Below are 13,725 nucleotides of genomic sequence, written 5' to 3'. Positions count from 1 at the left end.
TGGCGTCACAAAATGGGGTCAGGTCCGCCGGACCTGACCCCAGGGTTGACGCCGACTCCATTTTGACCAGGAGGGCATGAATGGCCGACATGGTAGTGGTGCGCAAGGAAGGCCTGTACTGCGTTCCGGGACAGTTCTACATCGATCCGTGGCGCCCGGTTGACCGGGCGGTGATCACGCACGCCCACGGCGACCACGCGCGCATGGGGCACGGCCACTATCTGTCGGCCGCCAGCGGCGTCGGCATCCTCAAGTCGCGCCTGGGACAGGACATTCACATCGACGGCCTCGAATACGGCGCGCGCATCGAGCATAACGGGGTGACCATCTCGCTGCACCCGGCCGGCCATGTGCTCGGCTCTGCGCAGGTGCGCATGGAGCACAAGGGCGAAGTGTGGGTGGCCTCGGGCGACTACAAGGTGGAGCCGGACCGCACCTGCGTGCCGTTCGAGCCGGTCAGGTGCGACACCTTCATCACCGAATCGACCTTCGGCCTGCCGATCTACCGCTGGGACCCCGAGCAGTCGATCTTCGACGACATCAACGCCTGGTGGCGCAAGAACGCCGCCGAGGGCCGCTGCAGCGTGATATTCGCCTACTCGTTCGGCAAGGCCCAGCGCATCCTGTCCGGCCTCGATCCGTCGATCGGGCCCATCGTCTGCCACGGCGCGGCCGAACCGCTGAACCGCGTGTACCGCGAAGGCGGGGTGGCCTTGCCGCCCACCGTGATGGTCACCGACGTCGAGAAGGCCGCGCTGAAATCGGCGATCGTCATCGCGCCGCCGTCGGCCGCCGGCTCGCCGTGGATGAAGCGCTTCGGCGACTACAGCGACGCCTTCGCCAGCGGCTGGATGCAGCTGCGCGGCGCGCGGCGGCGCCGCGGCGTCGACCGCGGCTTCGTGCTGTCCGACCACGCCGACTGGCCCGGCCTGATGACCGCGATCCGCGCCACCGAGGCGCCGCGCGTGATCGTTACCCACGGCTCGATCCCCGTGATGGTGAAGTGGCTGCGCCAGGTCGGACTCGACGCCTCCGGTTTCGATACCGAGTACGGCGACGATGAAGCGGACGAAAAGGCGCCGGTGGAGACCACGAATGCGTGAATTCTCCCGCCTGTTCGCCGAGCTTGACGAGACCACCGCCACCAACCGCAAGCTCGAGGCGCTGCAAAACTATTTTTCCAGCGCGGCGCCGGAGAACGCCGCGTGGGCGGTCTATTTTCTTGCCGGCGGCAAGCCGCGCCAGGCGGTGCCGACCAAGCTGCTGCGCCAGTACGCGATCGAATACGCCCAGCTGGACGACTGGCTGTTCGAGGAGTGCTACCAGGCGGTCGGCGACCTGGCCGAGACCATCGCCCACATCCTGCCGCCGCCGGAGCGCCAGAGCGACATCGGGCTGGCCGAGTGGATGCAGGAGCGCATCGGCCCATTGCGCGGCGCCGATCCCGCGACCATCCGCGAGGCGCTGTTCGGCTTCTGGAATGAGCTCGACACGCGCGAGCGCTTCCTGCTGACGAAGCTGATCGGCGGCGGCTTCCGGGTCGGCGTCTCGAAACTGCTGGTCACGCGCGCGCTGGCGAGCATCGCCGCCGTCGACAGCAAACTGATTGCGCAGCGCCTGATGGGCTGGACCGACGGCAGCGTGAGGCCCACGGCGCAAGGCTTCCTTCAACTGATCGCCGAGCAGTCCGACGACGAGCACAAGCTGCGCGGAGGCCAGCCATACCCGTTCTTCCTCGCGCACCAATTGCAGGGCGAGCCTTCCGCGCTGGGCGACTTGAACGGCTGGCAGGTGGAGTGGAAGTACGACGGCATCCGCGCCCAGCTGGTCCGGCGCGGCGGCCAGAACTACCTGTGGTCGCGCGGTGAGGACCTGATCACCGAGCGCTTCCCGGAACTGGCCGCATTGCGGCTGCCCGAAGGCACGGTGGTCGACGGCGAGGTGCTGATCTGGGATAACGGCCCGGCGCCGTTCGCCGACCTGCAAAAGCGCATCGGCCGCAAGACCCTGAGCGCGAAACTGCTGGCCGAACTGCCGGCGGTGCTGGTCGCCTACGATTTGCTGGAAGAGGATGGCGTCGACTTGCGCACGGTGCCGCAGCATGAGCGCCGCACCCTGCTCGAAGCATTGGTGGAATCCAGCGCGCAGGAGCAGCTGAAGCTGTCGCCGCTGGTGCAGGCGGAGAGCTGGGACCAGCTGGCCGAGATCCGCACCGAGTCGCGCGCGCGGGGCGTCGAGGGCATGATGGTCAAGGCGAAGAGCGCGGAGTACGGCGTCGGCCGCACCAAGAACGTCGGCACCTGGTGGAAGTGGAAGATCGACCCGTACAGCATCGACGCGGTGCTGATCTACGCGCAGGCGGGCCACGGCCGCCGCGCCTCGCTCTACACCGACTACACCTTCGCGGTGTGGGATTCCGACGAAGACGGCGAGCGCAAGCTGGTGCCTTTCGCCAAGGCCTACTCGGGCCTGACCGACGCCGAGATCGCGGTGGTGGACAACGCCATCCGCAAGACCACGGTGGAAAAGTTCGGACCGGTGCGCAGCGTGCGTCCGACGATGGTGTTCGAGATCGGTTTCGAGGGCATCGCGCTGTCGTCGCGCCACAAGGCCGGCATCGCGGTGCGCTTCCCACGTATCCTGCGCAAGCGCGACGACAAGACCATCGACGACGCCGATTCGCTCGACACCCTGAAAGGCCTGCTGGCCACGGCGCAGGCATGAGCAAGAGCCAGGCGGCGCAGGCCGTGGATACCTGGTTCGCCGCGCGCGGCTGGAAGGTGTTCCCGTTCCAGCGCGCGGTGTGGCGCGCGGCGGTGGCCGGCGAATCCGGTTTGCTGCACGCGAACACCGGCTCGGGCAAGACCTACGCCGTGTGGTTCGCCGCGCTGCTGCGCGGGATGGCCGCGAAGGGCCGCAAGAAGAGCGGCCTGCGGGTGCTGTGGATCACGCCGATGCGCGCGCTGGCGGCCGACACCCAGCGCGCGCTGGAAGAATCCGCGGCGCAGTTGTCGCCCGGCTGGACCATCGGTTCGCGCACCGGCGACACCAGTTCGGCCGAACGCGCGCGCCAGTCGCGCAAGCTGCCGACCGCTTTGATCACCACGCCGGAAAGCCTGTCGCTGCTGCTGTCCCACGCCGCGGCGAAGGAGCAGTTCGCGAACCTGGACATGATCATCATCGACGAGTGGCACGAGCTGATGGGCAGCAAGCGCGGCGTGCAGGTGCAGCTGGCGCTGGCTCGCCTGCGCCACTGGAACCCGGAACTGGTGGTGTGGGCGCTGTCGGCCACGATGGGCAACCTGGACCAGGCGCGCGCGGTGCTGCTGGGAGAAGGGCAGGGCGTGCTGGTCGAAGGCGACCTGAAAAAGCAGATCGTGGTCGACGCGCTGGTGCCGGCCAACGTCTCCCGCTTCCCGTGGGGCGGCCACCTCGGCATCCAGATGCTGCAGCCGGTGATCGACGAGATCGAGCACTTCAACGCGACGCTGGTCTTCACCAACACGCGCTCGCAGTCGGAGCTGTGGTACCAGAACATCCTCGAGGCGCGTCCCGACTGGGCCGGCCTGATCGCGCTGCACCACGGCTCGCTCGACCGCGAGGTGCGCGACTGGGTCGAGCTGGGGCTGAAGAAGGGCGAGCTGAAAGCGGTGATCTGCACCGCCAGCCTGGATCTCGGCGTCGATTTCCTGCCGGTCGAACGGGTGCTGCAGATCGGCAGCGCCAAGGGAATCGCGCGCCTGCTGCAGCGGGCAGGGCGCAGCGGCCACGCGCCCGGGCGGATCTCGCGTGTGACGCTGGTACCGACCAACAGCCTCGAACTGCTGGAGGCGGCGGGCGCCAAGGAGGCCGTCGCCTCGCGCCGCATCGAAGCGCGCCTGGTGCCCAACAAGCCGTTCGACGTGCTGGTGCAGCACCTGGTGACAGTGGCGCTGGGCGGCGGCTTTCGCTCGGAGGAGCTGCTGGCCGAGGTGCGCACCGCCTGGTCCTACCGCCACATCAGCGATGAGGAGTGGCAGTGGGCGCTCGATTTCGTCGCGCGCGGCGGCCAGAGCCTGACCGTGTATCCCGAATACCGCCGCGTGCTGCCCGACGAGGAGGGCGTCTACCGCGTGCCCGATGCGGCTGTCGCGCGCCGGCACCGCATGGGCATCGGCACCATCATGTCCGATTCGAGCGTGCAGGTGAAGTACATGAGCGGAGGGCGCATCGGCAGCGTCGAGGAGTCCTTCGTCGGGCGCCTGAAGGCCGGGGACCATTTCCTGTTCGGCGGCAGGATTCTCGAATTCGTCCGGCTGCACGAGATGACGGCATTCGTCAAGCGCGCCACCGGCAAGCGCGGCGCGGTGTCGCGCTGGATGGGCGCCAAGATGCCGCTGTCGTCCGAGCTGGCGCACGCGGCCCTCGAACAGTTGCGGCTTGCGGCGGCGGGCCAGTTCATCGGCCCGGAGATGGAGGCGCTGCGCCCGCTGATCGAGATCCAGCAGCGCTGGTCGGCGCTGCCCACCATCGACACGCTGGTGATCGAGGCGATGAAAAGCCGCGAGGGCCATCACCTGTTCATGTATCCGTTCGCGGGACGCTCGGTGCACATGGGCCTGGCCTCGCTGCTGGCGTACCGGGTCGGCCGCATGCTGCCGATCACCTTCTCGATCGCGATCAACGACTACGGCTTCGAGCTGCTGTCGGCCGAGCCGGTCGACTGGAAGGCGCTGTTCGCCGGCGCCACCGGCGCGCAGGTCGGGCTGCTGTCGACCGGGCGTCTGCTGGAGGACGTGCTGGAGAGCCTGAACGCCACCCAGCTGTCGCAGCAGCGCTTCCGCGAAGTGGCGCGCATCGCCGGGCTGGTGTTCCAGGGCTATCCGGGCCAGCCGAAAAGCGCGCGCCAGCTGCAGGCTTCGTCCTCGCTGTTCTTCGAGGTGTTCCGCAAGCACGACTCCGGCAACCTGCTGCTGACGCAGGCGCAGCGCGAAGTGATGGAGCAGGAGCTGGAGCTGACGCGCCTGCGCGACACGCTCGACGAGCTGCATGCGCGCGCCATCGCCTACCGCGAGGTCAAGCGCGGCACGCCCTTCGGCTTCGCGCTGATGGTCGAGCGCTTCCGCGAAAAGGTCACCACCGAGAAGCTGTCGGACCGCGTGGCGCGCATGGTGCGCGAGCTCGAAAAGGCGGCGCAGCCGTGAGCGCGCGGGAGGCGATCGTGGCCGGCGAGACGGTGCTGCTGCTGGCGCAAAAGGCGCTTTACTGGCCGCGCGAGAAGATGCTGGTGATCGCCGACATCCACTTCGGCAAGGCCGCCTCGTTCCGCGCCCAGGGCGTGCCGGTGCCGCGCGGGACCACCACCCAGAACCTGGCCGAACTCGATGCGCTGATGATGGAACACGAGGTCGCGCACATCATGTTCCTCGGCGACTTCCTGCACGCGCGCGCCGCGCACGCCATCGCCACCGTGGCCGCAATGCTGGCCTGGCGCCTGCGCCATCCCGCGCTGAAGCTGACCCTCGTGCGCGGCAATCACGACCGCCACGCCGGCGATCCGGCGGCCTCGCTGGCGATCGACATGGTCGACGAGCCGCACGTCATCGGGCCGTTCGGATTCTGCCACCACCCCGACATCGCCACCGACGCGTACGCGTTGGCCGGCCACATTCACCCGAGCTACCTGCTGGCGACGCGCTTCGACGCGCTGCGCCTGCCGTGCTTCGTGGTTGGCCCGAAGCGCATGATCCTGCCGTCGTTTGGCGCCTTCACCGGCGGATACCTCATCACGCCCGAGGTGGGCGACGCTATTTACGTTACTTCGGGCGAAGCGGTGCACTTTGTACGGTAGCGCACGGACGTACAGACGAGCTGAAGGGTACCTTAAGGGTACTCGCTGTAAATACGCAGCCAACTGCTAAGGAGAATATTATCAAAACATCAAATAAACTCATCGCCGGACTGGTCTCAGTGCTGCCACTGTTTTCCATGACTTTCGCCGCAGCGCCTGCCCAGGCCCAGCAATACAACACCGCCGAACGCGGCTACGCGCCTGTGATCCGCGGTTTTAACGTCGACGAAGTACGCCGCCTGGCTCCAGGCGTCGAGCTGAACTTCGACGTCTACGGCACCCCTGGTGGCCGTGTCTACCTGCAGATCGCCGGCGCCGCCCGCGGCCTGCAGCTGACCGAAACCGCGCCGGGCCAATATGAAGGCACCTACACGATCGGCACCCGCGACCGTATCGCCGCCAACAGCGCGGTGACCGCGAACATGCGCGTCGGCAATCAAGTGACCACTGGCGTGCTGAGCGAATCGCTGCTGCGCGGCGTTGGCCGTCACAACGCACCGCGCCGCGGCGACCTGGCCGACATGCCGCGCGTCGAGCGTTTCGAAGTGGCGCCGGAAACCGACCTGCGTCCGGGCAACGAGCTGAACTTCCGCCTGCACGGCACCCCTGGCGCCAAGGTGGAAATGGCGATCTCGGGCACCCGCGGCGTGTTCTTCATGCCTGAAGTGCGTCCGGGGGACTATGAAGGCTCGTACGTGATTCGTCGCGGCGATCGCCTGACGCCGACCACGCCGGTTACCGCCACCATGCGCCTGAACGACCGCGTCGCGACGGCGACGCTGCGTACCCCGCTGGTCGTGGCGGGCGCCGTGCCGCTGACCTCCGACGCCCGCGTGGTGCGCTATTGCACCAACTGCGCGACCGTGGAAGCGATCAACGTGATCGAAGTGAACGGTGAAGGCAACTACATCGGCACCCTGGGCGGCGCGGTTGTCGGCGGCCTGCTGGGCAGCCAGGTGGGCGGCGGCAGCGGCAAGACCGCGGCCGAAGTGGCCGGTGCACTGGGCGGCGCGTATGCCGGCCGTAACTACGACCGCAACAACGCTCGCCAGACCCGTCACTTCGAGGTCGTGATCCGCTTCGCCAACGGCGGCACCCAGACCGTGCAGTATGCCAACGATCCTGGCCTGCGCGTCGGCGAAAAAGTGAAAGTCAACGACGGCGTGCTGACCCGCGACAACTAATCGTCGCAGCCGTCCTCGAAAAGCCGGTCCCGCAAGGGGCCGGCTTTTTTCATTACAATGGAGATCGCTCATATTAAGAGGGATCCATGCGCAGCCTTTCATTCAAGCAGGTCGACGTCTTCACCAGTGTCCGCTTCATGGGCAACCCGGTTGCGGTGGTGCTGGAGGCCGACGGCCTGAGCAGCGGCCAGATGCAGCAGATCGCCAACTGGACCAACCTGTCCGAGACTACCTTCGTGCTGCCCGCCACCGATGCCGGCGCCGACTACCGCCTGCGCATCTTCACGCCCAACGCCGAACTGCCGTTTGCCGGCCATCCGACGATCGGCACCGCGCATGCGCTGATCGAGGCCGGCGCCGTGCAGCCGAAGGACGGCGTGCTGGTGCAGCAATGCGCCGCGGGACTGGTTCGGCTGAAGGTGTCGGAGCAGGCGGGCGGCGAACGCTGGGTCGCGTTCGACCTGCCGCCGGCAGTGCTGACGCCTTTGTCGGCCGATCGCATCGGGGAACTCGAGACGATACTGGGCGCCTCGCTGGAGCGCGAACCGCCGCCGAAGATCGTCGACGTCGGCCCGCGCTGGCTGGTCGTGCAGCTCGAGTCGGCCGAAGCGGTGCTGGCGCTGCGGCCCGACATCGCGCGCATGAAGGAGCATGACAAGCGGATCGGCATCACCGGCATCGTGGCGTTCGGCGAATACCCGGATGGCCATTCGGCCCGCATCGAAGTGCGCGCCTTCGTGCCGGCGCACGGCATCGACGAAGACCCGGTGTGCGGCAGCGGCAATGGCGCGGTCGGCGCCTTTATCCGCGACAGCGGCCAGGTGCACCATTTCGGTACCGAATTCATCGCGGCCGAGGGCGTGGTGGTGGGCCGGGCCGGTGTGGTGCGGCTGTCGGTGACGCCCGACCGCATCCAGGTCGCCGGCAAAGCAGTCACCTGCATCGACGGCAGCTTGAGGGTCTGACCTTGATTGTCGTACCTGCCTTCGAAGGTGCGACAAGCTGAATAAAAAACCCGCCTTCGCGGCGGGCAAAAGGGGATCGTTGGAGCGGTCAGGCCGTGGTGGCCAGCACCTGGTCGTCGCCCGGCGGCTCGGCTTCGGCCTTGAGCTTGGCGGCGGTGGCCTGCTTGGTGCGCGAGCGCGATGGCGGCAGCCGGCGCAGTGTCTTGAGCGCCTCGGCGTCCTTGATGCCGATGGTGCGCTGGTCCACCGTGATCAGGCCGATTTCATTGAACGCCGACAGCGTGCGGCTGACCGTCTCGAGCGTCAGCCCGAGATAGCTGCCGATCTCGTGGCGCGTCATGCGCAGGTTGAACAGTTTGCTGGAATAGCCCATCGCGGCGAAGCGGTCGGCCAGCGACACCAGGAAGCGCGCCACCCGCGCCTCGGCCGACAGGGCGCCGAGCATGCCGATCATGGCCTGCTCGCGCACCAGCTCGCGGCTCATCACGCCGTACATGACGTTTTCCAGTTCCTGGTGCACGCGCCCGAGCGCGGTCAGCTTCTTGAATGGCAGCAGGATCAGGTCGCAGTCCGACAGCGCCACCGCTTCCGATGCGTAGTGGCGCGTGTGGATGCCGTCCACGCCGAGCATGTCGCCCTTCATCGGGAAGCTCAGCACCTGCTCGTTGCCGAATTCGTCGATCAGCACCGTCTTGAGGAAACCGGAGTTGACGATGTACAGGGTGTCGAAGGACTGGCCGATGGTGTGCACGCGCTGGCCGGTCTTGAACTGGACGTGCTGGAACAGCAATTCTTCGGTGTTGACCGAGACCGCGGCGGTGATATGGAGCAGGTCGCAGACTTCTTTCAGGTTCGACCACAGGCGTCCCTGGCGCTGGCGGCCGGCTTCCATCGGCGACGAGTGCATGGTCGACGAGGAAGGGGAACGTGGTTCTGACGTTTGCGTGGACATTATTCTCATCTCCATGTGAAGGAACTTTTAGTTTCAGGCTGCAGGCGATCACGAGTGGGAACATCGATCGGGAACTGCAGGGACCGGTGCTTCAACAGTGATGGAACAGTGCGCTGGGCCAAACTCACGTAAATGAAAATTACCGCGAGCAAGTCGGATCGCTGAATTCAGTATGCCAACACGAGTCCGGCATGGATATCAGCGAACCCTGAATCTGACGGTAGGAAGCGGCGCGAAAGTGTAGGACTACTCTTACGTCGACGACCTCGCGCCAGAGTGAAACCCGCAGCTCGCGCGAAACTGCAAATAAAGTGATAGGGAAATACCAGGTACCCTGGGTGCGACACGAATGGCACAAAACCGTGGCGCCGTTGTCTAATTCTTTTCGCCGTTTCAGGTCTTGAAAGGCGACAGCAGGCGGTGCGCGACGGCGTACTGCACCATCTCCGACAGGGAGGTCATCCCCATCTTCTGCATGATCCGCGTCTTGTGGGTACTAACGGTTTTCACCGACAGGTGCAGGCTGTTGGCGATCTCGGTGATCGACTTGCCGCCCACCAGCAGCGAAAACACCTCGAACTCGCGGTCCGACAGTTGCTTGTGCAGCAATTGCTCGTTCGGCGTCATGATGTTCAACGCCAGTTGCTCGGCCACCTCGGTGCTGATGTAGGGCCGCCCCGACGCCACCTTGCGGATCGCGCCCACCAGCTGGGTGCCCGCGCTTTCCTTGGTCAGGTAGCCCTGGGCGCCGGCGCGGATCGCGCGCACCGCGTACTGCTCTTCCTCGTGCATGGTCAGGATCAGGATCGCCAGCTTCGGCGCCTCGTTCTTGATCTGGCGGATCAGGTCGACCCCGCTGCGGCCCGGCATCGACAGGTCCAGCAGCAGCAGGTCGAAGCCGCCCTGGCGCACGTGTGCGAGCACTTCGAAGCCGTTGATGGCTTCTCCGACGATATCGATGTCGGCGGCGCCGTCGAGGATGCGCTTGAGTCCTTCGCGCATGATCGTGTGGTCGTCAGCGATGACAATGCGGATCATAAGGTCGCCATATAAATAAGAGGGTTGCAAACCGGCCTGGCGTACACCTAAGCGTACGTCCATCTTGCGCCAGGGCGCAATACAGGAAGTGATAGGTTGACGAAGCCGCCCTGCTGGACTAGCTGCCCGGTTCCTTGATGAGGCGGTGCACCAGCACCGGCTTCTGGGTGTGCGACAGCACCTTGTTGGTGACGCTGCCAAGCAACAACTGGCCCCAGCCGCTGCGCCCGTGCGAGCCCATGAAGATCAAGTCGCAGCCGCGCTCCTCGGCCACCTCGACGATCTTCAGCGCGGCCGAGTCGGCGAACGCGGTCATCGCGCTGTGCACCAGCCCGCATTTCTGCGCCTCCGCCTCGATCGGCGCGGTGTGCTCGGCCCCGGTGCGCTCCATGGTCTCGACGTACTCCTCCTCGATCGGGTAGGAGGGCGGGATGATTTCCACGTACACCGGATACTGGTACTCGGGCGCGACGAACAGCACCAGGACCTCGGCGCCCATCTGCTGGGCGAACTTGACCCCGGCGCAGGCGGTCTGCTTCGACACGGCCGAGCCATCGGTCGTGATCAGAATTTTCCGGTACATGGTGAGCTCCTCCGACAAGACATGTCATTTTGTATTGTAGTTTGGCTTTCGCCTATTGTAAGAACGCACACGATTGATCTTGCTCAACCATTAATGCCGCGCGGCCGGTCGCGGCCTCATGCGGTTCGCCTGCGCGTCGAAATACAACACTTCCTGGCCCCAAAGTGTTGCTATCGCGCGATTTGATTGGCATCGGAATAAGTTTCCCACTTGAAATCAATCAAGCCTTGCGACAGGAGATTTACCAACGGCAACTACGCTGCTAAACTCGGGGGAACGCGGCTAAAGGTCGCATCCGCTTTGCCCGAACCCCGCACAGCCCCACCCCGACACCGCAATGATTCATTGCAAAATTAGCAAATTATGGAGAAGCAGGTATGAGCAACGCCGCTGATGATTTCGACGCACTATTCGACGAGGTGTCCGCCCAGCGCGACGTCGCGCCGGTGGCGCAGCCTGCCGTCGCCGCGGCCGCCGCCGAAGACGACCTCGAGGCATTGTTCGACCAGGTAGCGTCCGCGCAGCCGGTCGCGCCTGCCGCGCCGATGGTTGCCGAGGCAGCGCCGGCCGATACCGCCGCGTCGGCCGACGGCTCCGCCAATCCGATGTTCGAACGCCTCGGCGGCATCGTGCGCCTGCTGCACGACTCGCTGCGCGAACTGGGTTACGACAAGGCCCTGACCGAAGCGTCGTCGCAGATCGTCGACGCCCAGGACCGTCTCGAATACGTCGCCACCCTGACCGAACAGGCCGCCAACAAGGTGCTCAACACCCTCGACGACGGCATGCCGGCCCAGGACGTGCTGTCCAAGCAGGCCAGGGAAATGGAAACGCGCTGGACCGAGCTGTTCGACGGCAAGCTGTCGATCGACCAGTTCAAGGCCCTGGCCGGCGATTCGCGCGAGTTCGCCAGGAAGGTGACCGCCGCGACCGACGCCGAAAAGGCCCGCCTGCTCGACATCATGATGGCCCAGGACTTCCAGGACATCACCGGCCAGCTGATCAAGAAAGTGGTCGCGATCACCAAGACGGTCGAGCAGGATCTCGCCCAGCTGCTGCGCGATAACGCGCCGCCGGCGGTGCGCGAAAAGCTGGCGGCCGCCAAGCCGGCCCTGATGTCCGGCCCGTCGGTGCCGTCGGTGGCGCTGGACCAGGATAATGTCGACGACCTTCTTGCCGATCTGGGGTTCTGATGGACGATATGCTCAAGGATTTCGTCGTCGAGGCGATGGATCTGGCGGTCAACGTGGAAGAGCACCTGCTGCGGCTCGAGCGCGATCCTGACAACAAGGAAACGCTCAACGCGGTGTTCCGCTCGTTCCACACGATCAAAGGCGGCGCCGGCTTCATGAACCTGACGGCGATGGTGGCGGCATGCCACCTGACCGAAAACCTGTTCGACGCGCTGCGCAATGGCGCCGCGCCGGTCACCCCGCTGGCGATCGAGGCCGCGCTGCAGGCGTCGGGCTTCGTCGCCGACCAGCTGACCGACCTGAATAACGGCGCCGCGCCGGAGCAGCTGGCGTCGATGCCGGACTCGCTCGAACGCATCCTGGTCGACGCCATCGAAGGCAAAGTCAACGTGCCGGCCAAGGCCGCCGCGCCGGCGCCCGCCGCCGCACCCGCGCCCGCGCCGGTCGCCGCCGCCCCTGTCGTCACTACGCCTGGCGCGGATGGACTGGACTGGGAAGCGATGTACATGGCCGTGGTGCCCGCCGGGACCTACACCCCGGCCGTCAGCGCGCGCGACGAAGGCGTCGCCGCAGCCCGCGCCGCCGCGGTCGAAACGGCGCCGCTGTCGGTTGCCGCCGTCGCCGCCAAGCAGGCATGGGACGGCGTGGATCGCCGCGAAGAGAAGGTGCAGGAATTCCGCGCCGCCTCCGCGCCGGCCAAGGAAGACTCGATCCGCGTCGACGCCGTCAAGCTCGACGCGCTGCTGGAAGTGGCCGGCGAATCGGTGCAGGCCGCCAACCAGGCCGCCGTGCTGCTCGAACGCCTGCTGCAATTCAAATTCGAAGGCCCCGCCGCCGGCCTGATGGCGACCCTGACCGAAACGCTGGAACGCGCTTCGCGCTACTCCGCCGAACTGCAGCGCGCCACCCTGGCGACCCGCATGCAGCCGGTCGGCCGCCTGTTCCAGAAATTCCCGCGCCTGGTGCGCGAGCTGGCCAAGGACCTCGGCAAGGACGTCGAGCTGACCATCGAAGGCGCCGAGACCGAAGTCGACCGCGTCGTCGTCGACAGCCTGTACGACCCGCTGGTCCACATGCTGCGCAATGCGCTCGACCACGGCGTCGAATCGCCCGAGCAGCGCGTCGCCTCCGGCAAGCCGGCAAAGGCGTTCATCTCGCTCAAGGCATGGCAGGAAGCGAACAGCGTCATGATCGTGCTGCAGGACGACGGCAAGGGCATGGACCCGGCCGCGCTGCGCAAGAAGGCCTTCGAAAAAGGCCTGATCAACGAGAACGGCGCCCCGAGCGACGAAGAAGCCTACCAGCTGGTATTCCTGCCTGGCTTCTCGACCAAGGAGCAGGCCACCTCGGTGTCCGGCCGCGGCGTCGGCATGGACGTGGTGAAGACCGCCGTCGAGAAGAACCGCGGCGCGATCCACATCGACTCCTCGCTGGGCCACGGCACCAAGTTCGCGATCCGCCTGCCGATCGAACTGTCGATCGTGCCGACCATGCTGGTGTCGACTTCCGGCGCCGCGCTGGCCCTGCCGATGGCGGTGGTCCAGCGCGTCGTCGAACTGCCGGACACCTTCATGAACGTCGGCGGCGCCCCGGTACTGAAAGACCAGGGCCGTCCGCTGCCGGTGCGCTCGCTGGCCGCGTCGCTCGGCTACGAGCCGTGTTCGGAGAAGGTCGGCATCGTCGTCGCCGCGCCGCAGCCGTACATCCTCGCGGTCGCCGCGGTCGACGGCACCGCCGACCTGGTGATCAAGCCGATGACCGCGATCGCGGTCGAAGGCATCACCGGCACCGCGCGTTCGGCCGAGGGCGAACTGGTGCTGGTGGTCGGCCTGTCGTTCCTGATGGACGGCTGCCGGGGAGCGGTGAAGCTCGCGGCGTAAATTAGTTGCACAAAATCGGTGCGTGGGCGAAAAAATCCCGCACCGCAGAAACACATGAAAATGCCCGCTGGCACCCGGCGGGCATTTTTTATTTGCAAAA

Annotated in this window: 11 protein-coding genes; 8 read left to right on the top strand and 3 right to left on the bottom strand. The window is 66.3% G+C overall.

All coding sequences use genetic code 11. The features are described from left to right. The first annotated feature begins 80 nt into the window (after positions 1-80). The 6 genes from AC1D02_RS07000 (at position 81) to AC1D02_RS06975 (ending at position 7,979) form a co-directional block, all read left to right on the top strand. Positions 81-1,103, top strand: coding sequence for a ligase-associated DNA damage response exonuclease (locus tag AC1D02_RS07000; RefSeq protein WP_477315096.1), 1,023 nt, complete (start codon positions 81-83; stop codon positions 1,101-1,103). Further along, positions 1,096-2,724, top strand: coding sequence for an ATP-dependent DNA ligase (locus AC1D02_RS06995; protein ID WP_477315094.1), 1,629 nt, complete (start codon positions 1,096-1,098; stop codon positions 2,722-2,724). Before AC1D02_RS07000 ends, AC1D02_RS06995 begins: the two co-directional genes overlap by 8 nt. Continuing rightward, complete coding sequence (locus tag AC1D02_RS06990) at positions 2,721-5,183, top strand: ligase-associated DNA damage response DEXH box helicase (protein ID WP_477315092.1); 2,463 nt, start codon at positions 2,721-2,723, stop codon at positions 5,181-5,183. The genes AC1D02_RS06995 and AC1D02_RS06990 overlap by 4 nt, the downstream gene beginning before the upstream one ends. Next, positions 5,180-5,830 carry a ligase-associated DNA damage response endonuclease PdeM gene (pdeM, locus tag AC1D02_RS06985; protein WP_477315090.1) on the top strand — a complete coding sequence of 217 codons (651 nt, stop codon included), beginning with the start codon at positions 5,180-5,182 and terminating at the stop codon, positions 5,828-5,830. Before AC1D02_RS06990 ends, pdeM begins: the two co-directional genes overlap by 4 nt. Positions 5,831-5,967: 137 nt before the next feature. Then, a complete protein-coding gene (locus tag AC1D02_RS06980; protein WP_477315088.1) occupies positions 5,968-7,014 on the top strand; it encodes a glycine zipper 2TM domain-containing protein in 1,047 nt (348 codons plus the stop codon). Between the two features lie 86 nt (positions 7,015-7,100). After that, positions 7,101-7,979, top strand: a complete 879-nt coding sequence (locus AC1D02_RS06975) for a PhzF family phenazine biosynthesis protein (RefSeq protein ID WP_477315086.1) — start codon at positions 7,101-7,103, stop codon at positions 7,977-7,979. 88 nt (positions 7,980-8,067) lie between these two features. Here AC1D02_RS06975 and AC1D02_RS06970 read toward each other — a convergent pair whose 3' ends face one another. The 3 genes from AC1D02_RS06970 to AC1D02_RS06960 form a co-directional block, all read right to left on the bottom strand. Continuing rightward, a complete protein-coding gene (locus AC1D02_RS06970) occupies positions 8,068-8,871 on the bottom strand; it encodes a Crp/Fnr family transcriptional regulator (RefSeq protein WP_477315365.1) in 804 nt (267 codons plus the stop codon). Between the two features lie 453 nt (positions 8,872-9,324). Beyond that, the gene (locus AC1D02_RS06965) at positions 9,325-9,969 is read right to left on the bottom strand and encodes a response regulator (protein ID WP_477315084.1); all 645 of its coding nucleotides are present in this window, start codon (positions 9,967-9,969) and stop codon (positions 9,325-9,327) included. 118 nt (positions 9,970-10,087) lie between these two features. Then, the gene (locus AC1D02_RS06960) at positions 10,088-10,552 is read right to left on the bottom strand and encodes a universal stress protein (RefSeq protein ID WP_477315082.1); all 465 of its coding nucleotides are present in this window, start codon (positions 10,550-10,552) and stop codon (positions 10,088-10,090) included. Between the two features lie 377 nt (positions 10,553-10,929). Between AC1D02_RS06960 and AC1D02_RS06955 the strand changes: the two genes are divergently transcribed. Both AC1D02_RS06955 and AC1D02_RS06950 read left to right on the top strand, forming a co-directional pair. After that, positions 10,930-11,745, top strand: coding sequence for a protein phosphatase CheZ (locus tag AC1D02_RS06955; protein ID WP_477315080.1), 816 nt, complete (start codon positions 10,930-10,932; stop codon positions 11,743-11,745). Beyond that, the gene (locus AC1D02_RS06950; protein WP_477315078.1) at positions 11,745-13,625 is read left to right on the top strand and encodes a chemotaxis protein CheA; all 1,881 of its coding nucleotides are present in this window, start codon (positions 11,745-11,747) and stop codon (positions 13,623-13,625) included. Before AC1D02_RS06955 ends, AC1D02_RS06950 begins: the two co-directional genes overlap by 1 nt. Positions 13,626-13,725 lie beyond the last annotated feature (100 nt).

The organism is Massilia sp. P1_C10, assembly GCF_056406475.1.
This window is presented reverse-complemented; position numbering and strand designations above follow the sequence as displayed.